This is a genomic window from Pantoea vagans (assembly GCF_001506165.1).
Taxonomy (GTDB): domain Bacteria; phylum Pseudomonadota; class Gammaproteobacteria; order Enterobacterales; family Enterobacteriaceae; genus Pantoea; species Pantoea vagans_C.
This window is the reverse complement of sequence record NZ_CP011427.1, coordinates 1,601,447-1,626,876: the sequence shown is the minus strand read 5'-3', so window position 1 is coordinate 1,626,876 and position 25,430 is coordinate 1,601,447. Positions and strand designations below refer to the sequence as shown.

Sequence of the window (25,430 nt, the reverse complement as noted above, 5' to 3'; positions counted from 1 at the left end):
GATGATGATGGTTTACGGAATGATGCCGTTTATGCGACAGACGCTGCCTTATGGCGAACTGCAGCAAAATATCGATTACCGCTGGCCCACAAATAACCGGTTCGGCCTGCGTCCGGCAGCGCAGTATATCGGGCCGGGTGATGAAAAAATCACGCTGTCGGGGGAGTTGCGTCCGGAGATAACGGGCGGTGCAATTTCCCTGATGACCGTTCGCCTGTTGGCTGATCAGGGGATGGCGTGGCCCTTGATTGGTGGCAGTGGGATGATTTACGGCATGTACGTTATTGAGAACATTTCGAATACGCACAGCGAGTTTTTCCCAAACGGAGCTGCCAGCAAAATCATGTTTACCCTGAGCCTTAAGCGAGTAGATGAATCACTGACGTCAATGTTTGGTGATCTCAATAAGCAGGCCAGCGGGTTAATCAGCTGCGTGAGCAATCTGCCAGGTCAAATCACATCGGCAATCGACAGCGTGAAGTCTGCAGCAGGTAGCATTATTTCTTCAGCAGGAGGGTTATTAGGATGACCGGCATTAGCGGGTTACCCGTACAGATGGGCGCCAGACTGACGCCTGATTTTCTATTGAAGGTGAATTCTCAGGACGTGACAACCAACATCAAAGACAGGCTTATCTCGCTCACGCTGACAGACAATCGTGGCTTTGAGGCCGATCAGCTTGATATTGAGCTGGACGATTCTGACGGCAAGCTGGCAATGCCGGTTCGCGGTGCGGAGGTTTCATTGTTCCTTGGGTGGGTAGGCCAAGCACTGATCGGCAAGGGTAGCTTTACTGTTGATGAGGTTGAGCACCACGGCGCGCCAGATACGATGACCATACGCGCCCGAAGCGCCGATTTTCGCGGCACTCTGAATTCCCGCCGAGAGGTGTCCTATCACGATACTACCCTGGGCGAAATTGTCACGCATGTGGCAACGCGTAACAAACTACAGCCCATGCTGGCAGAGGGATTTGCCGGGATTGTCGTGTCTCATATCGACCAGACGCAGGAGACTGATGCGAAGTTCCTTACGCGGCTCGCTACCCTTTACGGTGCAGTGGCAGCGGTAAAAGCGGGCAGGCTGTTATTCATCAATCCGGGGAACGGTGTAACCATTAGCGGCAAGCCTATCCCGCAAATGACTATCACGCGCAAAGACGGCGACCGGCACAGCTTTAGCATTGCAGACCGTGGGGCATATACCGGCGTTTCGGCAGGCTGGTTGCACACCAAAGACCCGAAACCCAAAAAGGTAAAGTTACAGCGCAAGCCAAAAGAGCGTCACCTGCGTGCGCTTGAGCATCCGGCGGCAAAGAAGACCAAAGCAAAAGTCGTAAAAACGCCAGAGGTAAAAGAGGGGGATTATCTGGCAGGCAGTGAAGACAACGTGTTTACGCTGACGACGATTTACTCCAGCAAGGCAACCGCGATGCGCGCTGCGAAAGCTAAATGGGAAAAGCTACAGCGAGGAGTAGCTGAGTTTTCGCTAACTCTGGCAATGGGGCGGGCCGACCTGTATCCCGAAACCCCTGTAAAAGTTAGCGGATTCAAATCCGTAATCGATGCACAGCCGTGGCTTATAAGTAAAGTCACGCACAGCCTTAGCAGCGGCGGATACACCACGCAGTTGGAATTTGAAGTGCTGCTGACGGATGTCGAATATCAGTCAGTGCAAGAGGGTGAAACGGAAACCGGCTAATTAGACTGTAATTTGCAAACTGCGATTTGCTTATTCAAAATTAGCCTTCGCCGCCCTACTTTGCCCGTAAGGATTTCAACATGATGCATTGCCCGCTATGCCAAACAGCTGCGCACGCCAAGAGCAGCCGTTATGTTTCCAAAGAAACCAAAGAACGTTACCACCAGTGCCAAAACATCAATTGCAGCTGCACTTTTAAAACACTTGAGTCAGTCGCAGGAATTATTGTTTCGCCCGGCCAGGTTAACAAAGTTCCGCTCTACTCCAATCAACAACATCAACCTCCCCTACTTCACTAATCTAGCCCGCCATGCGGGCTTTTTCATGTTTACTTTCTGAGAATCAAACATTGAATACTGCATTTACATACAGTATTTTAGCCTGCATTTTTAAGATGGAGGCAGATAATGGCGATCAGGAAGCTCAGCACGGGCAAATGGCTTTGCGAGTGCTATCTCAATGGCAGAGATGGCAAACGTGTTAGAAGGCAGTTTAAAACCCGCGCCGAAGCCATTGCCTTCGAGCAGTACACATTAGACGAAAGCAAAGCCAAACCTTGGCTGGCAGAGAAGGAAGATAACCGCCGTTTAAGCGAGTTGATTAATCTCTGGTACAACTTGCATGGCCGTTCACTCAGCGACCGTAAAGGACGCTTAGGTAAGCTCCATATCATTTGTAATGGCTTGGACAATCCTATTGCTGCCAATATCACGGCAAAAGATTGGGCGCACTATCGTAATAGTCGGTTAGAAGGGAAAATCGAGAACGGTTATAAAACCAGTGCTAAATCTCTAAAGGTGTCACCCGGCACAGTTAATTGCGAGCACGCCTTCTTACGTGCTCTATTTAATGAGCTGGAACGTCTGGGCGAAATTGCCTACCCCAACCCACTCAAAAACATTCGCTTATTCGAGCAGCCAGAAAAAGAGATGGCTTGGTTGACGGAGACGCAAATAAAAAAACTGTTTGCGGCTTGTAAAGTACATGGCAATCCACAACTGACATTGATTATTAAAATATGCCTCTCAACTGGTTGTCGTTGGAATGAGGCTGCAGCACTTAAAGCGTCGCAAATATCCCCGCTTAAAATCACGTTCATCAATACCAAAGGCAAACGCAACCGCACCGTCCCGATTAGCAAAGAGCTGCATGACGAGTTGAAGGATAAAGAAGGCAAGTTTTTCGAAGAGTGTTATCGCCAGTTCTATCGGGTAATCCGTCTCTCCGGCATCGAACTGCCAGAGGGTCAAATGAGCCACGTTCTAAGACACAGTTTCGCCAGCCACTTCATGATGGCCGGTGGCAACATACTTGTCCTGCAGCGTATCCTTGGTCACTCTGACATACGCGTAACGATGCGTTATGCCCACTTCGCACCTGATCATCTTGAAGACGCTATTCACTGCAATCCATTGGCGATTATGGCCGGTAAGAGTGGCGGCAAAATGGCGGTGGAGGTTGTCACAGGGTAAAACACGGTGTAACAGGATGGGCAATAACTCATTGATAGTTAGATAAGTTATTGATGTTGAATACTTAACAAAAAAAGACCCAATACGATTCCTGTATCGGGTCCAGGGAAATGGCTCTTTGAGAGCCGTGCGCTAAAAGTTGGCATTTTTGAAGGCGATGTCGCCTTGCCTTTTAAAGGTAGTCGAGGATTGATTAATTTCCAGCCAACCGCGCCGCTGCGGTGAGGAAGCTGCCAACTCTGTGATCGTGCTGGCACATCGAGGAAACAAGCGTAGCGGCAAAACTGTGCGCTACGCCCGTATTTTGAAAGGATTACTTACCGCATAACTGCTGAGTGCGCTCGATGATCGGCTGCAGGCTCATTTTCTGGCCTGGATGCGCTTTATCTTCCGCCACGATGGTATCGATTGATTGCTGAGTGCCTTTACCCGCATCAGCGCGCGCCTGGGCTTTATCGTTCAGCGGGTATTGCAGCAAGGTGCTCGGGTTGATGGCGAACAGCGCGCCGTCTTTCTCACAGGTCAGCATCACCTCTTCACGGGTGAAAGGCCACTTATCTTTACCAATCTCAAAACGGCTGACGGTAATAATTTGCGCGGCCATCGCCTGGCTGCACAGTGCCATCAGAATGCAGGCTGGAATCAATTTCTTCAGCAAAATATCGACCTCATTTTTCATTCATTACTCTTCAGGCCGGTGACAACGTAGCAAACACGCTGACCAATCCGACTACGACCATGGCCAGCAGCAGCTCAAGCTGCGTCAGGCGAATAAATTGTTGTGACGCCTGGTTACCCGCGACACGAAATTGTGGCACCAGAATATAACGATTGATCAGCGCAATGCCCACCATCATCATCACCAGCATCACTTTGACCACCAGCATCGCACTCCACAGCGTGGTCCCCCAGTTGAGCGGCGTACCGCCAATCAACAGGCTGTTAATCAGCCCGGTGATCAGCGCCAGTGCAACAGCCAGATGCCCGTAGCGCGAAAAGCGCATCATGCAGCGAATCGCATCGGTGCGAAACGCAATCTGACGGGCTTCACGCATAAGCAATAACAGGGGCAATAAACCACCGGTCCAGAACGCGGCGGCAATCAAGTGCAATGCGTGATTACTCTGTTGCAATAAGCCCGGAACACCATCTCGCATGGCGGCATGCCCGACGCCAGCCAACGCCATCAACTGCAACAAACCACTCACTAGTAATAGCTGCTGACGCAGTGTGCCACGTAACAGCAAGGCCAGCGTGCTGAGCAGTGCGAAGCCTAGCTCCCAGCGCCATACGCTGCCAAAGCGGGTCGCGAGCACAGCCTGCCAGGTTTCGACATCGCTGACGTTGCGCCAGTCGCCGCTCATCAAGCCGGTTTGTGTTGCCAGCATCAGCAACGCACTCAGAAAACTCAATATCGCGGTAGTGACAAATATCCGGTGCAGACGCTGTGCCAGCACCGCTCGATAACGCCGCGGTGCCAGAAGAGCGGTATAGAACGCGCTGCCAGCCAGCAAGAACACCGCAATAAAATGCAGTGCGCGCAGGCAAATCCACAACGTGCTCAGACTCATCGGTTACTTAACGCTAAACGCGTAACTTCCCTTGGTTTTATGACCATCGACTGACAACACATGCCAGTTCACCTGGTAATCACCTGCGGGCAGCGGCTTGCTGATCGGCACGATCAGTTGATCATGCTGTTTGTCATTGAGTTTGGCCTTCTCCACTGGCATCGGTTGTTGCTGCGCATTCAGCACTTCGACACCGCTGAAAGCGGCTTCAACATCTTCAGTGAAGGTCAAGGTCAGATTCTGTGGAGAACTGTCGACCACCGCTTTGTCGGCAGGAACCGGGGTTTTCAGATGGGCATGTGCCAGTGCAAACTGACTGAAAGTTAACGTAGATGACGCCAGCAACAGCGCCACAAGCGGGTTTAACGCAGTTTTCTTCATCACTTCATCCCTTTTCAATGCAGCCATCTGCTGCAAACGTGGCAGCAGGATACGCCGCTGGTTAAAGCGTGTCGAGACCTGCGGTGCGATCCAATTTCCTTGATCCGTAAAGGGGAAACCATTACTTTTGCCCCTGTTTATCAGGAGAAAAGCATGAGCCAAAACCTTGCCCTGCTGTCGCAGGAAGAGAAAGACAAAGTGAATGTCGATCTGGCCGCCGCTGGCGTGGCCTTTAAAGAGCGCTACAACATGCCCGTGGTAGCTGAAATGGTCGAACGTGAACAGCCAGAAGCGCTGCGTGACTGGTTCCGCCAACGCTTGATGAGCTATCGTCAGGCCTCGCTCACCCTTTCCCGCCTGCCCTATGAACCCAAGCAGAAGTAATTAATTTATGTTACGCGTTATCGATACCGAAACCTGTGGTTTGCAAGGCGGCGTCGTCGAAGTCGCATCCGTGGATGTGATTGATGGTCAGATCGTTAATCCGATGAGCGATTTGATCTGCCCGGACCGGCCAATCAGCCGTCAGGCGATGGCGGTACATCGTATTACCGAAGCGATGGTGGCTGACAAACCCACCATAGAAGAAGCGATTGGTCGCTATCACGGCAGTCCACATTATGTTGCGCATAACGCCAGTTTTGATCGCCGCATGCTGCCCACTATGCCGGGTGAATGGATCTGCACTATGACGCTGGCACGCCAACTGTGGCCCGGCATTAAATACGGCAATCAGGCACTGCGCCATAGTCTGAAGCTAGATGTGACCCCGCCGAGCGAACTGCATGCGCACCGTGCGCTGTATGATTGCTATGTCACCGCCGCGCTGTTGATCCGTATTATGGAAACCTCAGGCTGGAACACCAGTGAGATGGTCAGCCGTTGCCAGCCAGCAGAAGTGAGTGGTGATGTGTTCCCGTTCGGCAAATATCGCGGACAGAGCATTGGCAGCATTGCACGTAAAGATCCGGGCTATCTGCGCTGGGTGCTGGAAAATGTGCGTGATTTGCGCCCACCGTTAAGGCAGGCGCTACGCAAGTACGTCAAGAGCGATCAGTAATCGACGCGGTCTGGCAAACTGCCCTGCGCCAGGCCAATCAGGAAGGTGAACTCCTGCGCCACCCCTTCGTAAGCCTTAAAGCGTCCAGATTTGCCGCCATGCCCCGAATCCATCTCGGTACACAGCAGCAGCAGCGTGTCATTGGTTTTTAACTCACGCAGTTTTGCCACCCACTTCGCCGGTTCCCAGTACTGCACCTGGGAATCGTGCAGGCCGGTTGTCACCAGCAAATGCGGATAGGCTTTGGCTTCGATGTTGTCATACGGACTGTATTGCCGAATGATGTGGTAATACTCTTCCTGCTCGGGATTGCCCCACTCATCGTATTCGCCGGTGGTGAGCGGTATTGAGGGGTCCAGCATGGTGGTTACCACATCCACAAACGGCACCTGCGCCACCACGCCGTGGAACAACGCCGGTGCAAGGTTAATGACGCCGCCCATCAATAAACCACCCGCGCTACCGCCCATGGCATAGAGCTGCTGCGGATTACCGTATCCTTTCGCCACCAACGCCTCGGTGACATCAATGAAGTCGGTGAAGCTGTTCATCTTGTGCTTGAGTCGACCATCGTCGTACCACTGCTGCCCTAACTCACCGCCGCCGCGCACGTGGATAATCGCGTAGACAAACCCGCGTTCCAGCAAACTGATCCGGCTGGTGCCGAAGCTGGCATCCATGCTGCTGCCATAAGCGCCATAGCCGTAAGCCAGTAACGGATTGCTGCCTGGTTTGAAGTGTTTACGATGATAAACCAGCGAAACCGGCACCTCAGTGCCATCGCGCACGGTGATCCAGTGGTGCTCGCTTTTATAGTCGTCAGAGTTGAAACCCGGAACCGGCGTCTGTTTCAGTACCCGCCGCTCGCCACTTTCCATGTTGAGCTCAAACAGCGTGGTTGGCGTGGTCATGGAAGAGTAGCCATAGCGCAAAGTGTCGCTCTCTGGCGAGGGGTTGTAAGCCAACCAAGTGACATACGCGGGGTCGTCAAAAGCAATTCCAATGCTTTCCTGTGTTTCCCAGTTGATTTGTCGTAACGTGTTCACGCCGCGCTGGCGCTCTTCAACTACCAGCCAGTGGCGGAACAGCTGGAAATCTTCCAGTACCACGTTATCACGCGCTGGAATGATGGCTTGCCAGCGGTTTTCCGCCAGCCATGCGCTGCGATACAAACCGAAGTTTTTGCCATCACGATTGGAGCGGATATAGAACTGATGATTGTAGTGATCGAGGCTGTATTCGTGATCGCGACGGCGTGGGCAAAATACCTGTGGCTGCGCATCGGGATATTCGGCATCAATCAGCTGGATTTCACTGGTGGTGGTGCTGTAGAGCGCAATCAGGATGAAATGCTCGGAGGTGGTTTTGTGCACGCTGAGATGGAAACTTTCATCCTGCTCTTCATACACCAGTTGGTCGTCTGATTGTGGATGACCCAGTTCATGGCGCCATACCTGGTAGGCAAGCAAGGTTTTCGGATGCTTGCGCACGTAGTAGAGCGTGCGTGAATCATTCGCCCACGCCACGCTTGAAGATGCCTCACTCAGCACTTCGGGATACCAGCTACCACTTTGCAGATTGCGAAAGCGTATGCCGTACTGACGGCGTGACAGGAAATCCTCGGCTAACGCCATGACTTCATTGTCTGGCGTGATCGCCAGCGCTCCCATGGTGTAAAAATCGCTATGCGAGGCACGCTGATTACCGTCAATCAGCAGTTGCCAGGGTTCATCGGCTGGCGCATCTAAGGCCTGGCGAAAATAGAGTGGATATTCGTTGCCCACTTCATAACGACTTTGGTAGCGATAACCGTTTTTCACATAGGGCACTGAGTGATCCTGCTGTGGAATACGATCAACGATCTCCTTCAACACCCGCTCTTGCAGGTTGTTTTGTGAAGCCATCATCGCCTTGCCGTAGGCATTTTCGGCATGCAGATGGTCCAGCACTTCAGGATTTTCACGATCGTCATCACGCAACCAATAGTAGTTATCGGTACGCATTTCACCGTGCAGGTTCATCACATGGGGGATTTTTTTCGCTTGTGGCTGGTGCATCTTGGCTCCTTTCCCTGAATAACAGCATCCAGCAAGCGTGGCACTTATCACTCAGGAAGCCAAGCATCAGCGCACAGGAAGTACAACAACTGGCGGTCACGCCGTCTGGAGCCGCATCGGAGCTGGCGGTCCTCGTGCCCCGATGCGGCCCCAGCCTGCTCATCAACCTGGGAGTGTGTTGCTCAAAGGGCAAATTTTCTTTGGCCCTACCGCCTCACGCGGCTTTTTCTGCCTCAATATCGCGCTGAATGCCTTCGCGTACATCTTGTGGGATCTTCAGCGCATCACCCAGCGCGGAGAGATAGCTACGCTCCATAAAGTGGTCGACATCAATGGCGGCGCAACTCAGGAAGTAAAGTTCCAGCGCTTCTTCTTCGTTTTTCACATCAGCAGCCAGCCATTGGGGATCGAGCGGGCGATTCATCGCCTGTTGAATTAACGCTTCCGCCTGCGCGCCATAGCCCGCCTGATGGATATTCTGTTCGATGGCCGCGCGTTCACGGTCATCAATATGCCCATCGCTTTTGGCCGCGAACACCAGGGCCGTCACCAGCCGCTCTGCGCGTTGATCAACTGGCGTCTGCAACTGACCAAATCCCGGTTCATCCTGATGTGTCTCCCGCACGCGCTGTTTGTATTTGTTCCACAGCACCGCACCCGCCGCCGCGCCGCCGCCCACCAGCAACGCTTTACCACCGTATTTGGTCAGCAGCTTACGGGTCGATTTGCTGGCCACTAACAATCCCGCCAGGCCGCCCAGCGCACCGGGTGCCAACATATCGCTTAAACCACCGGATTTTCCCTCGCCGCCTTTTTTCGCCAGCACCGATTGGATCTGCTGCAACCAATTGCTCATCGTTTAACTCCCGTTTAAGTTTCCGGTTTCTATGCTGCCGCAGCTTGTGTCAGTTAACGTCAGAGCGAGAAAAGTATGGCAAACCTGAATGAGGCGAATGCGTGAGTACGCAAACGTTTTCGTATATACTGCGCGCGCATTTTGACTGCTAAGGTGAAATTATGACGACTCTAGGAACCGCGCTGCGCCCTGCCGCAACGCGCGTGATGCTGTTAGGTTCAGGCGAATTGGGCAAAGAAGTGGCGCTGGAGTGTCAGCGTCTGGGTGTGGAAGTGATCGCCGTGGATCGTTATGCCGATGCCCCTGCGATGCACGTTGCTCACCGCAGCCATGTGATCAATATGCTGGATGGCGATGCGCTGGCAGCATTAATCGCGCTGGAGAAGCCGCACTTCGTGGTGCCAGAAATCGAAGCCATCGCAACTGAAAAGCTGCTGGAACTGGAAGCACAGGGCCAGAAAGTGGTGCCTACCGCACGCGCTGCGCGTTTGACCATGAACCGCGAAGGCATTCGTCGTCTGGCCGCCGAAGAGTTGTCCCTGCCGACTTCAACTTATCAGTTTGCCGATAGCAAAGAGAACTTTGTCGCTGCTGCTCACGACATCGGCTTCCCGTGCATCGCTAAGCCTGTTATGAGCTCATCTGGCAAAGGCCAGAGCTTCATCCGTGAAGCCAGCCAGCTGGAGAAAGCCTGGGATTACGCGCAACAAGGTGGTCGTGCGGGTGCGGGTCGCGTGATTGTTGAAGGTGTGGTGAAATTTGATTTTGAAATCACTCTGCTGACCATCAGCGCAGTGGATGGTATCCACTTCTGCGCACCGATTGGGCATCGTCAGGAAGATGGCGATTACCGTGAATCCTGGCAGCCGCAGCAGATGACCGAGCTGGCACTGCAACGCGCTCAGGATATTGCTGCGAAGGTGGTCAAGGCATTAGGCGGTTACGGCCTGTTTGGCGTCGAGCTGTTTGTCTGTGGTGACGAGGTGGTGTTCAGCGAAGTCTCGCCACGTCCACACGATACCGGCATGGTGACCCTGATATCCCAGGATCTGTCAGAGTTTGCGCTGCATGTGCGTGCGTTCCTCGGATTGCCTATCGGCGGGATTCGCCAGTATGGCCCAGCGGCATCGGCGGTGATCCTGCCACAGCTAGACAGCCAGAACGTGCAGTTCGTGAATATCGAAGCGGCATTAGGTGCGGGTCTACAGCTGCGCCTGTTCGGTAAACCGGAAATTGCGGGTCAGCGCCGTCTGGGTGTGGCTCTGGCGACCGGTGACAATACCGATGACGCCATTGCCCGCGCGATAGCCAGCGCGGCTGCTGTGAAGGTCGAAGGTTAATCATTGCGGGGGCGGCACTCAGGCCACCCCCGCAACGCCATTATTTTGCCCCTTCAACCGCTTCGCGCGCCAGACGCGTAATACGATCCCAGTCACCACTTTCCAGTGCATCATTTGGCACCAGCCAAGACCCACCAATGCAGAGCACGCTTTTTAGTGCCAGGTAATCACGATAGTTAGCGGGAGAGATGCCGCCGGTTGGGCAGAAGCGCACCTGCGGGAACGGACCACCAATCGCTGACAAGGCTTTTACCCCGCCATTGGCTTCGGCCGGGAAGAATTTAAACTCGCGCAGGCCATAATCCATGCCCAGCATCAGCTCAGACACGGTGCTGATACCAGGGATCAGCGGCACAGGGCCCTCAACGGCGGCTTTTAACAAGGGTTCGGTTAAACCAGGGCTGATAACGAACTGCGCACCGGCATCAGTGACTTCTTTCAACTGCTGGGTGTTGATCACCGTGCCCGCACCGACAATCGCTTCCGGCACTTCTTTGATCATGGCACGCAGTGCGTCCATGGCCACGGGGGTACGCAGCGTCACTTCCAGCACACGTACACCACCGGCCACCAGCGCTTTAGCCATCGGCACCGCGTGTTCCAGTTTGTTGACCACAATCACCGGCACAACCGGGCCAGTTGTCATGATCTGTTCAGCACTTGTTTTCCAGTTCTTCATCACGTTTCCTTAGTGGCATCAGCGCGGCTTACGCCACGCTGTCAATAATTTGGCTCTACCATACAAGATTGGCTGGAGTGGCGTCTATCGGATATCAAAATTTTTTGAAACTCTGGTTCAATTTTAAGAAGAATGAATTTTGGGTACAAAAAAGCCCGCACTGAGCGGGCTTCATTTTTAACGATTACTCAAACTCATTCCAGGAACGACCATCGCGGGTGATCATCGCGACAGAGGCCACAGGGCCCCAGGTTCCAGCCTGATAAGGTTTAGGCGCATCAGCATCGGCGTTCCACGCATCAATGATCGAATCCACCCAGCCCCACGCCGCTTCCACTTCATCACGGCGCACAAACAGTGCCTGAATGCCGCGCATGGTTTCCAGCAGCAGGCGCTCGTAAGCATCCGCCAGATGTGACTGGTTGAAGGTTTCGGAGTAGCTCAGATCCAGCTTGGTGGTCTGCAGTTTGTGTTTGTGATCCAGACCCGGCACTTTGTTCAGGATCTCGATATCTACGCCTTCGTCCGGCTGCAGACGAATCGTCAGCTTGTTCTGTGGCAGTTCAGCGTAGGAGTCTTTGAACAGATTCATCTCTGGGTTTTTGAAGTAAACCACAACCTCAGAGCATTTGGTCGGCAAACGCTTACCGGTACGCAGGTAGAACGGCACGCCCGCCCAACGCCAGTTGTCGATATCCACACGGATAGCCACGAAGCTCTCAGTGGCGCTCTGCTTGTTCGCACCCTCTTCTTCCAGATAACCCGGCACTTTTTTGCCTTGCACAAAGCCGGCGGTGTACTGACCGCGCACGGTTTTGTCACGCACGTTGGTCTGGTCGATGCGGCGCAGTGAACGCAACACTTTCACTTTCTCATCACGGATCGCATCCGCGCTGAGGTCGGATGGCGGTGACATGGCGATCATGGTCAGGATCTGCAACAGGTGGTTCTGAATCATGTCGCGCATCTGGCCCGCTTTATCGAAGTAACCCCAACGGCCTTCGATACCCACCTCTTCTGCCACGGTAATCTGCACGTGGTCGATGGTGCGGTTATCCCAGTTATTTACGAAGATAGAGTTGGCGAAACGCAGTGCCAGCAGGTTCAGAACCGTCTCTTTACCCAGATAGTGGTCAATACGGAACACCTGGCTCTCTTCGAAATACTTACCGACGCTGTCGTTGATCTCTTGTGAGGTTTCCAGTGAGGTACCGAGCGGCTTTTCCATTACCACGCGCGCTGGTTTGGCATTCAGCTTGGCCGCGCCCAGACCATCACAAATCGCGCCGAAGGTGCTTGGCGGCATGGCGAAGTAGTTGATGGTGACACGCTCTTTCTGGTCAAGCATCTTGCCCAGTTTGGTGAAATGGGAAGTGTCGTTAACGTCGAGGTTGCAGAAGTCGAGACGGCTGCTGAGTTTGTCCCACAGCGCTTCGTCGATCTTCTCTTTCATGAAGGTTTCCAGCGCCTCACGTACCACTTTGGTGTACGCGTCTTTGTCCCACTCCGCACGCCCCACGCCAATAATGCGTGTGGTGTCGTGAATCTGACCCGCTTTCTCCAGCTGATACAGTGAAGGCAACAGTTTCCGGCGTGCAAGATCGCCTTTGGCACCGAAAATAACCAGATCGCATGCCTGGGCTGTTTGTGTTACCGCCATTTTCCTCTCCTCGTTGCAGGATATACCCGGTTTGAGCGTCCTCATCATCCCAGGTCCTTATTGTAATTTTCTTACAGCACAATGTACTTTTTTCCCCGCATCGTAACAACCCAGACGCGGTGTGGCATTAGCCATTACTTTGAACATGATGGCGAACAAAGATGTGTTGTCGTGTGCGCTTTAGGCTTTTTTTCTGTTTCGATGTTTGTCGGGAAAAACCCGGCAACGATCAAAGTATGACAAAAAAATCGCGCTTACATTTGTCCGCTGCTGCGTGCGAGCCGGTATTACACGGTATATTCTTGAGAATTGGCAGCGATTTCATCATTTAATGAAAGTGATTGAGGAGCATCAGGTTAACGACATGCTGGAACACATACAGGCGCAACTTGAGGCGCTGAGCAAATCAGAGCGCAAAGTGGCGGAACAGATCCTTGCCGCTCCGCAACAGGCAATGCACTCCAGTATTGCCACGCTGGCGCGGGCTGCCGAGGTCAGCGAACCGACCGTTAACCGCTTTTGTCACCGCATGGGCACGCGCGGCTTTCCCGATTTCAAATTACGTCTGGCCCAGAGTCTGGCAAAAGGCCCAAGCTGGGTCAGCCGCGATGTGGAAGAAAATGACAGCGTAGAGAGTTATAGCCACAAGATTTTTGATTCTGCGCTCGCCGGGCTGAGCCAGGTACGACAACAGCTGGATTTACAGGCGATCGATAAAGCCATTCTGGCGTTAACACAGGCCAATAAAATTGCCTTTTTTGGCCTTGGTGCCTCCGCCGTGGTGGCGCATGATGCGACCAATAAATTTCTGCGCTTTAATCTGCCGGTCATCTGGTCAGAGGATATTGTGATCCAGCGCATGAGTTGCATAAATAGTGGACCAAATGACGTTTTTGTTCTCATATCACATACTGGCCGCACCAAAAATATGATAGAACTGGCTCGCCTGGCGCGTGTAAACGCTTCCACAGTTCTGGCTATCACCTCTCCGGGTTCACCCTTAGCGGCAGAAGCATCCCTCGCCCTGACGCTTGATGTACCTGAAGATACGGATATCTACCTGCCGATGGTCTCCCGCCTGGCGCAATTAACCGTGATTGATGTTCTGGCGACAGGATTTACGCTTCAGCGCGGCGCTGTTTTCCGCGAAAATCTGAAACGAGTGAAAGAAGCACTGAAAGATTCGCGCGTGGAAAAACACGTGCAGGAAAAATAATTAACATCACATTCACAATGTGAGTCGAATCACAGCCCATCGATCATATAGAATAGATGACCACACCGTGTCCTACGAAAGTGGCACGAACCTTTGTTAACGGAGTCCTTCATGTCAAGACGTCTCAGAAGAACCAAGATCGTTACCACCCTCGGTCCAGCTACCGATCGCGACAATAACCTCGAAAAAATCATCGCGGCGGGCGCTAACGTTGTGCGACTAAACTTCTCTCACGGTACGGCTGAAGACCATCAGCTACGCGCCAACAAAGTGCGAGAGATTGCCGCTAAACTTGGCCGTCACGTGGCGATTCTGGGTGACCTGCAAGGTCCTAAAATTCGTGTATCAACCTTCAAAGAAGGCAAAGTCTTCCTTAACGTGGGCGATCGTTTCCTGCTGGATGCAGACCTGAGCAAAGGCGAAGGCGACAAAGAAAAAGTCGGTATCGACTATAAAGGCCTGCCAGAAGACGTGGTGCCTGGCGACATCCTGTTGCTGGATGATGGCCGCGTGCAGTTGAAAGTGTTGGAAGTTCAGGGCGTCAAAGTGTTCACCGAAGTCACCGTCGGCGGCCCACTCTCCAACAATAAAGGGATTAACAAACTCGGCGGCGGTCTCTCTGCAGAAGCGCTGACAGAGAAAGATAAAGTGGATATCATCACTGCCGCGAAAATCGGCGTGGATTACCTGGCCGTCTCTTTCCCGCGCAATGGCGAAGATATGAATTACGCTCGCCGCCTGGCGCGCGACGCCGGTTGTGATGCCAAACTGGTAGCCAAAGTGGAACGAGCTGAAGCGGTGGCCACTCAGGAAGCCATGGATGACATCATCCTCGCCTCTGACGTGGTGATGGTGGCGCGTGGCGATTTGGGTGTTGAAATTGGCGACCCAGAACTGGTCGGTATCCAGAAAGCGCTGATCCGTCGTGCCCGTCAGTTGAACCGTACCATCATTACCGCTACCCAGATGATGGAATCGATGATCACCAACCCGATGCCCACCCGTGCGGAAGTCATGGACGTGGCTAACGCCGTGTTGGATGGTACCGATGCGGTGATGCTGTCTGCCGAAACCGCAGCAGGCCAGTATCCGGCTGAAACGGTGTCAGCGATGGCAAAAGTGTGCCTCGGCGCGGAAAAGATCCCGAGCGTGAACGTCTCCAAGCACCGCCTGGAAGTGCAGTTTGACAACGTGGAAGAAGCGATTGCCATGTCTGCCATGTATGCCGCAAACCACCTGCAAGGGGTTTCCGCCATCATCACCATGACTGAATCTGGCCGTACCGCCTTGATGACTTCACGTATCACTTCTGGACTGCCGATCTTCGCGATGTCACGTCACGAACGTACCCTGAATCTGACGGCGCTGTTCCGTGGTGTAACGCCCGTCTATTTCGACAGCAACAACGATGGTGTTGCCGCCGCGCATGATGCAGTGAACCTGTTGCGCGACAAAGGTTTCCTCGTTTCTGGCGACCTGGTGATTGTCACCCAGGGCGACGTGATGGCGACCACCGGCACCACCAATACCAGCCGTGTCCTGCGCGTAGACTAAACGCTCACGCACCACCGACAGCGGCTGTAACAACATGGACAAACGCGACTGCCTGGCAGTCGCGTTTTTATTTTTGCTCTGACAAGGAGGCCAGATGGCCCGCTTTCAACCGATTACGCAACTGACCGGACGCGTGCTGCTGTTTCCGCTCGCGCTGGTGCTGTTTGAGTTTGCGACTTACATCGCCCACGACATGATTCAGCCCGGCATGTTGCTGGTGACCTCTGAATTTGACGTTGGTCCGGAATGGGTTTCCACGTCGTTGACAGCCTATCTGATGGGCGGCGTGGTGCTGCAATGGCTGCTTGGCCCACTCTCCGATAAATATGGCCGGCGTCCGGTGCTGCTGTTTGGCATTCTGTTCTTTGCGGCGGCCTGCATCCTGACCACCTGGGTCAGCAACATCGAGCAGTTTGTCACGCTGCGCTTTATCCAGGGCATTAGCCTGTGCTTTATCGGCGCAGTCAGCTACGCCGCCGTGCAGGAGGCTTTTGCAGAAGCACTGGCGGTGCGCATGATGGCGCTGATGGCCAACGTGGCACTGCTGGCACCGCTGGCGGGTCCGCTGGCTGGAGCAGCCTGGCTGACGGTCGGTGAATGGCGCAGTATGTTCTGGCTGTTCGCAATCTGTAGCCTGGTGGCCTTTGTGGTGCTGTGGCGCATCATGCCGGAAACCGCTGGCGACCGTAGCCACTCTATCGCCCTTCCCAATCTGGCGCGCACCTATGGCCGCCTGGCACGCGATCGTCAGGTGGTATACGGATCCTTCGCCATCGGTTTGGTGTTTATCCCGATTCTGACTTGGGTCGCGCTGTCACCGGTGATTCTGATGCACGATGAAGGCTTGTCGCGTATGGAGTACGCGCTGCTGCAACTGCCGGTGTTCCTGGCGATGATCGCTGGCAATCTGACACTGGGAAAACTGGCAGGCCGTGTGCCTATCGAACAACCGGTTAAATTCGCCGCCTGGCCGATATTAATTGGGTTAAGCACAGCCTTGCTGGCCAATCTGCTCGACAGCCACACCTATCTGCTGCTCACCGCCGGATTAAGCCTGTATGCTTTCGGTGCAGGCATGGTCAATGCGGGTCTCTATCGCCTGACGCTTTATTCCAGCAATGAAGGCAAAGGCAGCATTGCCGCCATGCTCGGAATGATCAGCATTCTGACGCTGGCCATCGGCATTGAGTTAGCGAAAAGCGGTTACTTCAGTGGCGGCACCCCGTGGTTCAGTGGGATTAACTTTGCGGCAGGTGTGCTGTGGTTTGGCCTGGTGACGTTGTTCCTGCGTGAACGTAAGCGTCGCAGTCACGTTGAAGCAGTAGAATGATGCGAGATTGAACTCGCCGCTATGGATCGTGAAAATTGCACATTCCGTAGCGGCACAATTCATTGCGCAAAAAACTATTTGCGCGGATACAGGTCTTTACGCGCATAGGGCTCGATATCACCCTCTTTACGCGTCTTAAGCAATTTCAAAATCCAGGTGTACTGCTCCGGGTGCGGACGCACAAACACCTCAACCTCTTCGTTCATTCGACGCGCCAGCGTGTTGTCATCTGCATCCAGCAAGTCATCCATTGGCGGACGAACGTAGATTTCCAGCCGATGCGTCTCGCTGTTATAAACCGGGAACAACGGAACAACGCGTGCGCGGCACACTTTCATCAAACGACCTACGGCAGGCAGCGTAGCCTTGTACGTGGCAAAGAAATCCACAAACTCACTGTGCTCTGGGCCGTGATCCTGATCCGGCAGATAGTAGCCGTAATAACCCTGACGGACCGATGCGATAAAAGGTTTGATGCCGTCATTGCGGGCATGCATGCGGCCACCAAAGCGACGACGTACCCGATTCCACACGTAATCCAATAGCGGATCGCTCTGGTTGTGGAACATCGCCGCCATCATCTGGCCTTCCGATGCCAGCAACATCGCCGGAATATCTACGCCCCAGCCGTGCGGCACCAGGAAAATAACGTTTTCTTTGTTGGCCTGCAGTTGTTCAATAATTTCGCGTCCGTGCCAGTCCACGCGTTGTCGTACGCGCGCAGGATCGCGCATCCCCAACTCAGCCATCATCACCATCGCCTGTGGCGCGGTGGCAAACATACGATCAGCAATCTCTTCGCGCTGCGCTTCACTCAATTCCGGCAGGCAATAGTAGAGATTGATCAGCGCACGGCGGCGCGCACTTTTAGCCAGCTTGCCAGCAAATCGACCTAATCCGCCCAGAATCGGATCGCGCACTTTGGCAGGCAGCATTGCCATACCGGCCAGCGCACCAATCGCCAACCAGTTGCCCCAGTATTTCGGTTTTAAAAAAGAACGTTGAAAAACGGGAATAAACTCACTGTTATTTTTCTTTCGGGTTTCCATGCACTCGCCTCTGACAATGACGGGACAATGATAGTGACGGTGGTTAATTTTGCAATCATCCTGCGTCAGATAGCAAAAAACCGACGAATATTTCGTCGGTTTTTTTAATATTAGCGGCTGTGGTGCGTTATTTCAGCGCTAACTGCGGAAGATACGTCTTCACATCTGCCAGGTAGTTGCTGCGGTCTTTACCGGTCAGACCTTCCATGCGCGGCAGCTTAGCCGTCAATGGATTGACCGCCTGATTGTTGATCCACACTTCATAGTGCAAATGCGGGCCGGTAGAGCGTCCGGTATTACCCGACAACGCAATGCGGTCGCCACGTTTCACTTTCTGACCAGGCTTCACCAGCGCTTTGCTCAGGTGCATATAACGGGTCATATACTGACGACCATGGCGAATGGCCACATAGTTCCCAGCAGCACCGCCATTTTTAGCCATCACCACTTCACCGTCGCCCACGGCCAGCACCGGAGTACCAATTGGCAGAGCAAAATCGACACCTTTGTGTGGTGCAATACGCCCCGTCACCGGGTTAAGTCGGCGTGGGTTGAAGTTGGATGAGACGCGATACTGCTTCACGGTAGGGAAACGCATAAAGCCACGTGCAAGGCCGGAGCCGTTACGATCGTAAAATTTGCCGTCTTCCGCGCGGAAAGCGTAATAATCTTTGCCGCCAGTGCGCAGGCGCACACCAAGCAACTGGCTCTGCGCGCTCTTACCATCCAGCATTTCACGTGACATCAGCACGCTGAAATCATCACCGGCACGCAGTTTGCGGAAGTCCATCTGCCACTGCATGGCTTTAATGACGTTACTGGTTTCGGCGCTGGTTAATCCGGCACGCTGCGCGCTGGCACCAAAACTGCCACGCACTTCGCCTTTCAACACGCTGTTTTGCCATTCACCCTTTTGCATCTCCTGCTGCATCTTAAAGCTGCCATTCGGCTGACGCGCATAGCTGCGGGTTTCACGGCGATCCACTTCCCAGGTGAAGTCTTGCAGCTGTCCATCTGCATCCAGCGTCCAGCTCAGTTGCTGGCCGACACGCAGATTACGGAAGTCTTTGTCGCTGCTCACCAGCGCATTGATATCACCGAGATCGATACCATACTGATTGAGCGCGCTGCTTAACGTATCACCCGACGAAACGGTGTAATCGTGTTGATTCGGGTTATCCGGCACATCTTTATCGATGTCATCCGCGGGGATGTCTTCTTCCGGCTCTGCCGTGGTTTGATCAATCGGCTCACTGGATTCAGGCAGTAACGTACGCAGTTCGTTTTTGTCCAGCGTGATGTCTTTCACGATGGGCGCAACGTCATGGGGATGATAAACATAGGGCCGCCAGACAGCGACGGCCAATGTCACAACAGTTAATGTACCCAACATAACGCGGTGGGGACGCGGCAAATTATTAAATGCGAGGGCGACAGAGCGGGCTATCTGCTGCACTTTTACCTATTCCTCTATGCTCCATTCAGGCAGCTCGCATACTGGCTCGACAACTGTGAGAGGAATTTCACATAGCTGTCTTTGGTTAAGCTGATTCCCATGCCCAGCGGATCAAGGGTGCCTTTACGCACGTTGGTTCCGCGAGACACGGCATCGATGACGGCCGGCCTGAATTGTGGTTCAGCGAAAACGCATACGGCTTTCTGCTCAACCAACTGTGTTCGTATTTGATGTAAACGCTGGGCGCCGGGTTGGATCTCAGGGTTGACGGTAAAATGTCCGGTGGGGGACAAACCGTAGTGTTTTTCAAAGTAGCTGTAAGCATCGTGAAAAACGAAATAACCTTTGTTCTTAACCGGGGCAAGCTGCGCGCCAATGTGCTTGTCAGCATCCGCTAATCCTGCCTCAAATTGCTGCAGGTTCGCGTCAAGTTTGGCTCTGCTTTGCGGCATAAGTTCCAATAATTTTCCATGGATTGCAACCGCAGATTGCCTCGCTATCTCTGGGGACATCCACAGGTGCATATTAAACTCCCCGTGGTGGTGATGATCATCAGACGCGTCTTGGTCTTCAGACTTTTCTGCACCCTGGTCATGATCGTGACCATGCTCATGTTCTTCCTCCTCTTCACCCCCCCGGATCAGCAGCGGTTTCACCCCGGGCATCGCGGCAATTTCCAGGTTTTTAGCCGCCGGTAACTCAGCCGCAGACTTGGTGAGGAACGCCTCCATTTCAGGACCGACCCAGACGACTAAGTCCTCGTTTTTAATACGTTTTACATCCGAAGGACGTAAGGCATAATCATGCTCTGAAGCACCATCTGGCAGCAACACTTCAACCGGTGTGACGCCATCCGCAATGGCGGCGGCAATAAACCCCAGAGGTTTAATCGAAGCGACGACAGCAGAGTGTGCTGGCAGTGCAAAAGCGGCAACCATTGCCGCAGCAGGAAGAGTAAAAACAAGGCGCTGCTTAATGTGTAACATAATGCGTCATTCCATCGTGACCCGTAGATGGAATGTGATATTATAACATCCGAAATTCAATGCAACCCGTAAATACTATGTCGTCACTTGTTACACTTGAAAACATTTCAGTGAAGTTCTCTCAGCGTCCCGTGCTGGCAGGCATTAGCCTGTCACTGGAACCGGGAAAAATCCTCACGCTGCTTGGGCCAAATGGCGCAGGTAAATCGACGCTGGTGCGCACGGTACTGGGTTTGCTGACCCCCACCAGCGGTACAGTTAAACGCACGCCGGGTTTACGCATCGGCTATGTGCCACAGAAACTGCATATCGACCCCACTCTGCCGATCACCGTTGAGCGTTTTATGCGCCTGACACGAGGCAGCCAGCGTGATGCCATTCTTCCTGCATTAAAACGCGTTCAGGCGGGTCATCTGTTGCAGGCCCCCCTGCAAAAGCTTTCTGGTGGTGAAACACAGCGCGTGTTGCTGGCCCGTGCCCTGCTCAACCAGCCGCAACTCCTGGTGTTGGATGAGCCCACACAGGGCGTTGACGTCAACGGTCAGGTTGCGCTCTACGATTTAATCGATCAGCTTCGTGGTGAACTCAACTGCGGCGTGCTGATGGTCTCACATGACCTGCACCTGGTGATGGCGAAAACGGATGAAGTGTTGTGCCTCAACCATCACATCTGCTGTTCCGGCACGCCAGAAGCGGTGTCGCAGCATCCCGAGTTTATTGCCATGTTCGGCCCACGCGGCGCACAGCAGTTGGCTATCTATCGCCATAACCACAATCACCGTCATGATTTACAGGGACGTATTGTTCTGCGCAAAGGGAAGGGTTCCTGATGATTGAACTGTTATTACCCGGCTGGCTCGGTGGTGTTTTGCTGGCGCTGGCGGCGGGCCCGTTAGGCTCATTCGTGGTCTGGCGTCGCATGTCCTATTTCGGCGATACCCTGGCACATGCCTCACTGCTGGGTGTGGCTTTTGGCCTGCTGCTGAATGTGAATCCCTATTATGCCGTCATTCTGGTGACCGTTTGCCTGGCTTTGGGTCTGGTATGGCTGGAGCGTCGTCCGCATCTGGCAATTGACACCCTGCTGGGCATCATGGCACACAGTGCGCTATCGCTGGGCTTGGTGGTGGTCAGCCTGATGCAAGGCGTGCGCGTCGATTTGATGGCGTATCTGTTTGGCGATTTGCTGGCAGTCACACCCGATGATTTGTGGATGATGGGTGGCGGCGTAGCGATTGTGTTAGCGGTGATGGCATGGCAGTGGCGTTCGCTGTTATCCATGACCATCAGCCCGGAGCTGGCGCAGGTTGATGGTGTGAATATTCAACGTACGCGCTTGATGCTGATGCTGGTAACAGCGTTGACCATTGGTGTGGCGATGAAATTTGTCGGTGCGCTGATCATCACCTCACTACTGATTATTCCCGCCGCTACCGCGCGCCGTTTTTCACGTTCACCCGAGCAGATGGCTGGCTTTGCGGTGCTGACTGGCATTTTGGCGGTGACGGGAGGATTAACCTTCTCCGCCACCTATGACACGCCTGCAGGCCCGTCAGTGGTGCTGTGTGCCGCCGTGCTGTTCATCCTGAGCATGGCAAAAAAACCGGCGGCATAGCGAGGTGCGCAGTGATGCGCACCTGTAAAACCAGCCTGACGCGAATTACTCTTCGCGACTGATACCAAAATGCTTGTAAGCATGCTGCGTGGCCAGACGGCCGCGCGGTGTGCGCTGAATGAAACCCTGCTGAATCAGGAAGGGTTCAATGACATCCTCAATGGTTTCCCGCTCTTCACCAATCGCCGCCGCCAGGTTGTCCAGTCCCACCGGTCCACCGGAGAATTTATCGATAATGGCCAGCAGCAGTTTGCGGTCCATGTAATCAAAGCCCTGATTATCGACATTCAGCATATCGAGCGCACTCGCGGAGACTTCCCCACTCATGTTGCCGTTGGCGCGCACTTCCGCATAGTCACGTACACGCCGCAACAGACGGTTTGCAATACGTGGTGTGCCACGCGCACGACGCGCCACTTCCAGTGCCCCTTCTTCACTTAACGACAGGCCCAGGCAGGCCGCGCTACGGCTGACGATGTGTTGCAGATCTGGCACGTTATAGAACTCAAGACGCTGCACAATGCCGAAGCGGTCACGCAGTGGCGAAGTGAGGGAACCAGCACGCGTGGTCGCGCCAATCAAGGTAAACGGCGGCAGATCGAGTTTGATTGAGCGCGCCGCTGGACCTTCACCGATCATGATATCCAGCTGATAATCTTCCATCGCCGGGTATAGCACCTCTTCCACCACTGGCGACAGACGGTGAATCTCATCGATAAACAGTACGTCGTGCGGCTCAAGGTTGGTCAGCATGGCCGCCAGATCGCCCGCTTTCTCTAACACCGGCCCAGAGGTGGTGCGCAGGTTAACCCCCATCTCGTTGGCGACAATGTTTGCCAGCGTGGTTTTACCCAGCCCAGGTGGGCCAAAAATCAACAGATGATCAAGGGCATCCCCACGCAGTTTCGCCGCCTGGATGAAAATCTCCATCTGCTCACGCACCTGCGGCTGACCGACGTATTCCGCCAGCAGTTTAGGGCGAATGGCGCGGTCGAGACTCTCTTCTTCGTTTAAAGGGACACCCGAAACCAGGCGATCGGCTTCAATCATGCATTACCTCAAATAGCTGCGCGCAGGGCTTCACGAATCAGGGTTTCACAGTCCGCATCAGGTTTGCCCACTTTACTGACCATGCGGCTGGCTTCCTGCGGTTTATAGCCCAGTGCCACCAGTGCTGCAACTGCTTCAGCTTCCGCATCATTGCTCTGTGGCGCTTCGGATGGGGTGGTCAACGTAAAGGTTGAGTCACTGCCGAACAGATCGCCGTGCATGCCTTTAAAGCGATCTTTCATCTCAACCACCAGGCGCTCGGCGGTTTTCTTGCCTACGCCCGGCAGCTTGATCAGTGATGCAATCTCTTCACGCTCAACGGCGGTGACAAACTGCTGTGCGGACATCCCGGACAGGATAGCCAGCGCCAGTTTTGGCCCTACGCCATTGACCTTGACCAGCTCGCGGAACAACGCACGCTCCTGCTTATTGTTGAAACCAAACAGCAGTTGCGCATCTTCTCGCACCACAAACTGGGTGAAGATAATCGCTTCCTGGTTGATGTCCGGCAGCTCATAGAAGCAGGTCATTGGCATATGTACTTCATAACCGACACCGTGCGCCTCAATTAACACCAGCGGCGGCTGTTTTTCCAGAATGTTGCCTCGTAAACGACCAATCACCTGAGCAGTTCCTTATATAAGTCGATTCATACCCTAAATATTTACCCTGACAGAACCGCGGCAACCGAGAGAACCCCGACTTGCTTACTGTGTTAAGCGATTCGGATGAACGAGGGCAGACAACGCATCAGTCAGTGCAACATGACGGGTATTTATAACATAAAAAAGGCTGGATCAATATCCAGCCTTCATCTCTGTCGCCTTTATCAACCCGACCGTAATCGACCGCGCGTCATCACCAGTTTTGTATCACTCAACCGCGACGCATTCTGACTGAGATGGCAATGGGTAATCGCGATGGCCAACGCATCAGCGGCATCCGCTTGCGGATTAGCAGGGAGTTTCAGCAAAGTACGCACCATATGCTGCACCTGACTTTTTTCCGCGCCGCCGGTACCGGTGACCGTTTGCTTGACTTGCCTTGCGGCATATTCAAAAACCGGCAGATCGAGGTTCACAGCGGCGACAATGGCAGCACCACGTGCCTGCCCCAGCTTCAACGCGGAGTCGGCATTCTTCGCCATGAAGACTTGCTCAATGGCGAAATAATCCGGTGAGAATTGGGTGATGATTTCACTCACCCCGGCGTAAATGAGCTTGAGGCGAGATGGCAGGTCGGTGACATTGGTACGGATGCAGCCGCTGCCCAGATAACTGAGCTGGCGGCCCACCTGACGAATCACACCGTAACCGGTGACGCGCGAACCGGGGTCAATCCCGAGAATGATCGCCACTACGCGCCTCCGGCCGTTAGGTTAGTGGATAACGCCATTACAGCGTTTCCGCAACCTCATCAGAAATTTCACCGTTGTGGTAAACTTCCTGCACATCGTCGCAATCTTCCAGCATGTCGATCAGACGCAGCAGTTTCGGTGCAGTTTCGGCATCCATTTCTGCTTTGGTCGAAGGAATCATTGAGACTTCTGCGGTATCGGCTTTCAGGCCACCGGCTTCCAGTGCATCACGCACGGCACCCAGCTCTTCCCAGGCCGTAAAGACATCAATTGCGCCATCGTCGTAGCTGACCACGTCTTCTGCACCGGCTTCTAATGCCGCTTCCATCACTGCATCTTCATCCTGACCCGGCGCAAAAGAGATCACACCCTTTTTGCTGAACAGGTAAGAAACAGAACCATCGGTACCGAGATTTCCGCCGGTTTTGGTGAACGCGTGGCGTACTTCACCCACGGTACGGTTACGGTTGTCACTCAGGCACTCAATCATCACGGCTGAGCCGCCAGGACCGTAACCTTCATAGATGATGGTTTCCATGTTGGAATCATCTTCACCGCCCACACCGCGTGCAATCGCACGGTTCATGGTGTCACGCGTCATGTTGTTGGACAGGGCTTTGTCCATTGCTGCGCGCAGACGCGGGTTAGAGCCGGCATCGCCGCCGCCCAGTTTCGCTGCGGTCACCAGTTCACGAATGATTTTGGTGAAGATTTTGCCGCGCTTAGCATCCTGCGCCGCCTTGCGGTGCTTGGTGTTCGCCCACTTACTGTGTCCAGCCATCTTTACTGTTTCTCCGATCTTTAACAGGGTGCAGGCTATCTCACTTGCAATCTTGTTCCCCGGCAGTGCTCGCAATCCTCACGTACAAGAGTACGCTCCGGTTGCTGTGCGCTGGCGGTGAACAACCTTGCTGCGACGATAACGCCTGACTGTTCAATATTGGGGGCGTATAACTGACAATGTGTGTCGATTACGCCCATCTATTCAATTTAGCGGTGCGAGATGGATGTCTGGCACCGGATTTTAGTACGAAGGAAAT

26 protein-coding genes are annotated in these 25,430 nt (G+C 53.8%); 12 read left to right on the top strand and 14 right to left on the bottom strand.

What is annotated here, in order from left to right:
- Position 1: 1 nt before the first annotated feature.
- The 4 genes from LK04_RS07525 to LK04_RS07515 all read left to right on the top strand — a co-directional run bounded on the left by LK04_RS07525 (position 2) and on the right by LK04_RS07515 (position 3,173).
- On the top strand, positions 2-529 hold the full coding sequence (locus LK04_RS07525) for a phage tail protein (protein WP_039335352.1): 528 nt from the start codon (positions 2-4) through the stop codon (positions 527-529).
- The gene (locus tag LK04_RS07520; RefSeq protein WP_039335351.1) at positions 526-1,701 is read left to right on the top strand and encodes a phage late control D family protein; all 1,176 of its coding nucleotides are present in this window, start codon (positions 526-528) and stop codon (positions 1,699-1,701) included. Before LK04_RS07525 ends, LK04_RS07520 begins: the two co-directional genes overlap by 4 nt.
- A gap of 80 nt (positions 1,702-1,781) precedes the next feature.
- Positions 1,782-2,000: an ogr/Delta-like zinc finger family protein gene (locus LK04_RS20040; RefSeq protein ID WP_071885735.1), complete on the top strand. Its 219-nt coding sequence runs from the start codon at positions 1,782-1,784 to the stop codon at positions 1,998-2,000.
- Between the two features lie 108 nt (positions 2,001-2,108).
- Positions 2,109-3,173, top strand: coding sequence for a tyrosine-type recombinase/integrase (locus LK04_RS07515; RefSeq protein WP_039335350.1), 1,065 nt, complete (start codon positions 2,109-2,111; stop codon positions 3,171-3,173).
- Positions 3,174-3,486: 313 nt separating this feature from the next.
- On the opposite strand, the gene LK04_RS07510 is transcribed toward LK04_RS07515, so the two are convergent.
- From LK04_RS07510 to copC, 3 genes are read right to left on the bottom strand one after another with little or no spacing between them, the layout of a single operon-like run.
- Positions 3,487-3,834 carry a YebY family protein gene (locus LK04_RS07510; RefSeq protein ID WP_039335496.1) on the bottom strand — a complete coding sequence of 116 codons (348 nt, stop codon included), beginning with the start codon at positions 3,832-3,834 and terminating at the stop codon, positions 3,487-3,489.
- A gap of 28 nt (positions 3,835-3,862) precedes the next feature.
- Complete coding sequence (gene copD, locus LK04_RS07505; RefSeq protein WP_039335348.1) at positions 3,863-4,744, bottom strand: copper homeostasis membrane protein CopD; 882 nt, start codon at positions 4,742-4,744, stop codon at positions 3,863-3,865.
- Positions 4,745-4,747: 3 nt separating this feature from the next.
- Positions 4,748-5,125: a copper homeostasis periplasmic binding protein CopC gene (gene copC, locus LK04_RS07500; protein ID WP_039335493.1), complete on the bottom strand. Its 378-nt coding sequence runs from the start codon at positions 5,123-5,125 to the stop codon at positions 4,748-4,750.
- Between the two features lie 153 nt (positions 5,126-5,278).
- Between copC and LK04_RS07495 the strand changes: the two genes are divergently transcribed.
- Together LK04_RS07495 and exoX are read left to right on the top strand one after the other, a co-directional pair.
- Complete coding sequence (locus LK04_RS07495; RefSeq protein ID WP_039335346.1) at positions 5,279-5,509, top strand: DNA polymerase III subunit theta; 231 nt, start codon at positions 5,279-5,281, stop codon at positions 5,507-5,509.
- A 7-nt stretch (positions 5,510-5,516) separates the two neighbouring features.
- Positions 5,517-6,185 carry an exodeoxyribonuclease X gene (gene exoX / locus LK04_RS07490; RefSeq protein ID WP_039335344.1) on the top strand — a complete coding sequence of 223 codons (669 nt, stop codon included), beginning with the start codon at positions 5,517-5,519 and terminating at the stop codon, positions 6,183-6,185.
- On the opposite strand, the gene LK04_RS07485 is transcribed toward exoX, so the two are convergent.
- Together LK04_RS07485 and LK04_RS07480 are read right to left on the bottom strand one after the other, a co-directional pair.
- Positions 6,179-8,242: a prolyl oligopeptidase family serine peptidase gene (locus tag LK04_RS07485; RefSeq protein WP_039335341.1), complete on the bottom strand. Its 2,064-nt coding sequence runs from the start codon at positions 8,240-8,242 to the stop codon at positions 6,179-6,181. The two genes, exoX and LK04_RS07485, sit on opposite strands and share 7 nt — an antisense overlap.
- A gap of 214 nt (positions 8,243-8,456) precedes the next feature.
- Positions 8,457-9,098, bottom strand: coding sequence for a tellurite resistance TerB family protein (locus tag LK04_RS07480; RefSeq protein ID WP_039335339.1), 642 nt, complete (start codon positions 9,096-9,098; stop codon positions 8,457-8,459).
- A gap of 161 nt (positions 9,099-9,259) precedes the next feature.
- Here LK04_RS07480 and purT point away from each other — a divergent pair, with 161 nt between their 5' ends.
- Positions 9,260-10,438: a formate-dependent phosphoribosylglycinamide formyltransferase gene (gene purT / locus LK04_RS07475; RefSeq protein WP_039335337.1), complete on the top strand. Its 1,179-nt coding sequence runs from the start codon at positions 9,260-9,262 to the stop codon at positions 10,436-10,438.
- A gap of 40 nt (positions 10,439-10,478) precedes the next feature.
- Here the strand turns inward: purT and LK04_RS07470 are convergent, their stop codons facing one another.
- Positions 10,479-11,117, bottom strand: coding sequence for a bifunctional 4-hydroxy-2-oxoglutarate aldolase/2-dehydro-3-deoxy-phosphogluconate aldolase (locus LK04_RS07470; protein ID WP_039335335.1), 639 nt, complete (start codon positions 11,115-11,117; stop codon positions 10,479-10,481).
- A gap of 184 nt (positions 11,118-11,301) precedes the next feature.
- Complete coding sequence (gene zwf / locus LK04_RS07465; protein ID WP_039335333.1) at positions 11,302-12,777, bottom strand: glucose-6-phosphate dehydrogenase; 1,476 nt, start codon at positions 12,775-12,777, stop codon at positions 11,302-11,304.
- A 364-nt stretch (positions 12,778-13,141) separates the two neighbouring features.
- Here zwf and LK04_RS07460 point away from each other — a divergent pair, with 364 nt between their 5' ends.
- The 3 genes from LK04_RS07460 (at position 13,142) to LK04_RS07450 (ending at position 16,877) form a co-directional block, all read left to right on the top strand.
- Entirely contained in the window at positions 13,142-13,993 is an 852-nt protein-coding gene (locus LK04_RS07460) for a MurR/RpiR family transcriptional regulator (RefSeq protein WP_039335491.1), read from the top strand.
- A 111-nt stretch (positions 13,994-14,104) separates the two neighbouring features.
- Positions 14,105-15,547 (top strand): pyruvate kinase, encoded by a 1,443-nt coding sequence (pyk, locus tag LK04_RS07455; RefSeq protein ID WP_039335330.1) that lies wholly within the window; start codon positions 14,105-14,107, stop codon positions 15,545-15,547.
- A 94-nt stretch (positions 15,548-15,641) separates the two neighbouring features.
- Positions 15,642-16,877, top strand: a complete 1,236-nt coding sequence (locus LK04_RS07450; protein WP_039335328.1) for an MFS transporter — start codon at positions 15,642-15,644, stop codon at positions 16,875-16,877.
- Positions 16,878-16,951: 74 nt separating this feature from the next.
- Here LK04_RS07450 and lpxM read toward each other — a convergent pair whose 3' ends face one another.
- The 3 genes from lpxM to znuA form a co-directional block, all read right to left on the bottom strand.
- A complete protein-coding gene (lpxM, locus tag LK04_RS07445) occupies positions 16,952-17,926 on the bottom strand; it encodes a lauroyl-Kdo(2)-lipid IV(A) myristoyltransferase (RefSeq protein WP_039335326.1) in 975 nt (324 codons plus the stop codon).
- Between the two features lie 127 nt (positions 17,927-18,053).
- Positions 18,054-19,382, bottom strand: coding sequence for a murein DD-endopeptidase MepM (gene mepM / locus LK04_RS07440; protein WP_039335325.1), 1,329 nt, complete (start codon positions 19,380-19,382; stop codon positions 18,054-18,056).
- A gap of 14 nt (positions 19,383-19,396) precedes the next feature.
- Positions 19,397-20,368, bottom strand: coding sequence for a zinc ABC transporter substrate-binding protein ZnuA (gene znuA / locus LK04_RS07435; protein ID WP_039335323.1), 972 nt, complete (start codon positions 20,366-20,368; stop codon positions 19,397-19,399).
- Between the two features lie 77 nt (positions 20,369-20,445).
- On the opposite strand from znuA, the gene znuC reads away from it, so the two are divergent.
- Positions 20,446-21,198: a zinc ABC transporter ATP-binding protein ZnuC gene (gene znuC / locus LK04_RS07430; protein WP_039335321.1), complete on the top strand. Its 753-nt coding sequence runs from the start codon at positions 20,446-20,448 to the stop codon at positions 21,196-21,198.
- A complete protein-coding gene (gene znuB, locus LK04_RS07425) occupies positions 21,198-21,983 on the top strand; it encodes a zinc ABC transporter permease subunit ZnuB (RefSeq protein WP_039335318.1) in 786 nt (261 codons plus the stop codon). Before znuC ends, znuB begins: the two co-directional genes overlap by 1 nt.
- Before the next feature lie 45 nt (positions 21,984-22,028).
- Here znuB and ruvB read toward each other — a convergent pair whose 3' ends face one another.
- The 4 genes from ruvB to LK04_RS07405 form a co-directional block, all read right to left on the bottom strand.
- The gene (gene ruvB, locus LK04_RS07420) at positions 22,029-23,033 is read right to left on the bottom strand and encodes a Holliday junction branch migration DNA helicase RuvB (protein WP_039335316.1); all 1,005 of its coding nucleotides are present in this window, start codon (positions 23,031-23,033) and stop codon (positions 22,029-22,031) included.
- Between the two features lie 8 nt (positions 23,034-23,041).
- Positions 23,042-23,656, bottom strand: a complete 615-nt coding sequence (ruvA, locus tag LK04_RS07415; protein WP_039335313.1) for a Holliday junction branch migration protein RuvA — start codon at positions 23,654-23,656, stop codon at positions 23,042-23,044.
- Between the two features lie 206 nt (positions 23,657-23,862).
- Positions 23,863-24,390, bottom strand: a complete 528-nt coding sequence (gene ruvC, locus LK04_RS07410; RefSeq protein ID WP_039335309.1) for a crossover junction endodeoxyribonuclease RuvC — start codon at positions 24,388-24,390, stop codon at positions 23,863-23,865.
- Between the two features lie 37 nt (positions 24,391-24,427).
- Entirely contained in the window at positions 24,428-25,171 is a 744-nt protein-coding gene (locus LK04_RS07405) for a YebC/PmpR family DNA-binding transcriptional regulator (RefSeq protein ID WP_034828649.1), read from the bottom strand.
- Positions 25,172-25,430: the final 259 nt, after the last annotated feature.

Bases quoted from the DNA above. Each gene is read 5' to 3' on its own strand.
- LK04_RS07525 (WP_039335352.1), top strand. From the start codon at position 2: ATGATGATGGTTTACGGAATGATGCCGTTTATGCGACAGACGCTGCCT.
- LK04_RS07520 (WP_039335351.1), top strand. From the start codon at position 526: ATGACCGGCATTAGCGGGTTACCCGTACAGATGGGCGCCAGACTGACG.
- LK04_RS20040 (WP_071885735.1), top strand. From the start codon at position 1,782: ATGATGCATTGCCCGCTATGCCAAACAGCTGCGCACGCCAAGAGCAGC.
- LK04_RS07515 (WP_039335350.1), top strand. From the start codon at position 2,109: ATGGCGATCAGGAAGCTCAGCACGGGCAAATGGCTTTGCGAGTGCTAT.
- copD (WP_039335348.1), bottom strand. From the start codon at position 4,744: ATGAGTCTGAGCACGTTGTGGATTTGCCTGCGCGCACTGCATTTTATT.
- copC (WP_039335493.1), bottom strand. From the start codon at position 5,125: ATGAAGAAAACTGCGTTAAACCCGCTTGTGGCGCTGTTGCTGGCGTCA.
- LK04_RS07495 (WP_039335346.1), top strand. From the start codon at position 5,279: ATGAGCCAAAACCTTGCCCTGCTGTCGCAGGAAGAGAAAGACAAAGTG.
- exoX (WP_039335344.1), top strand. From the start codon at position 5,517: ATGTTACGCGTTATCGATACCGAAACCTGTGGTTTGCAAGGCGGCGTC.
- LK04_RS07485 (WP_039335341.1), bottom strand. From the start codon at position 8,242: ATGCACCAGCCACAAGCGAAAAAAATCCCCCATGTGATGAACCTGCAC.
- LK04_RS07480 (WP_039335339.1), bottom strand. From the start codon at position 9,098: ATGAGCAATTGGTTGCAGCAGATCCAATCGGTGCTGGCGAAAAAAGGC.
- purT (WP_039335337.1), top strand. From the start codon at position 9,260: ATGACGACTCTAGGAACCGCGCTGCGCCCTGCCGCAACGCGCGTGATG.
- LK04_RS07470 (WP_039335335.1), bottom strand. From the start codon at position 11,117: ATGAAGAACTGGAAAACAAGTGCTGAACAGATCATGACAACTGGCCCG.
- zwf (WP_039335333.1), bottom strand. From the start codon at position 12,777: ATGGCGGTAACACAAACAGCCCAGGCATGCGATCTGGTTATTTTCGGT.
- LK04_RS07460 (WP_039335491.1), top strand. From the start codon at position 13,142: ATGCTGGAACACATACAGGCGCAACTTGAGGCGCTGAGCAAATCAGAG.
- pyk (WP_039335330.1), top strand. From the start codon at position 14,105: ATGTCAAGACGTCTCAGAAGAACCAAGATCGTTACCACCCTCGGTCCA.
- LK04_RS07450 (WP_039335328.1), top strand. From the start codon at position 15,642: ATGGCCCGCTTTCAACCGATTACGCAACTGACCGGACGCGTGCTGCTG.
- lpxM (WP_039335326.1), bottom strand. From the start codon at position 17,926: ATGGAAACCCGAAAGAAAAATAACAGTGAGTTTATTCCCGTTTTTCAA.
- znuA (WP_039335323.1), bottom strand. From the start codon at position 20,368: ATGTTACACATTAAGCAGCGCCTTGTTTTTACTCTTCCTGCTGCGGCA.
- znuC (WP_039335321.1), top strand. From the start codon at position 20,446: ATGTCGTCACTTGTTACACTTGAAAACATTTCAGTGAAGTTCTCTCAG.
- znuB (WP_039335318.1), top strand. From the start codon at position 21,198: ATGATTGAACTGTTATTACCCGGCTGGCTCGGTGGTGTTTTGCTGGCG.
- ruvB (WP_039335316.1), bottom strand. From the start codon at position 23,033: ATGATTGAAGCCGATCGCCTGGTTTCGGGTGTCCCTTTAAACGAAGAA.
- LK04_RS07405 (WP_034828649.1), bottom strand. From the start codon at position 25,171: ATGGCTGGACACAGTAAGTGGGCGAACACCAAGCACCGCAAGGCGGCG.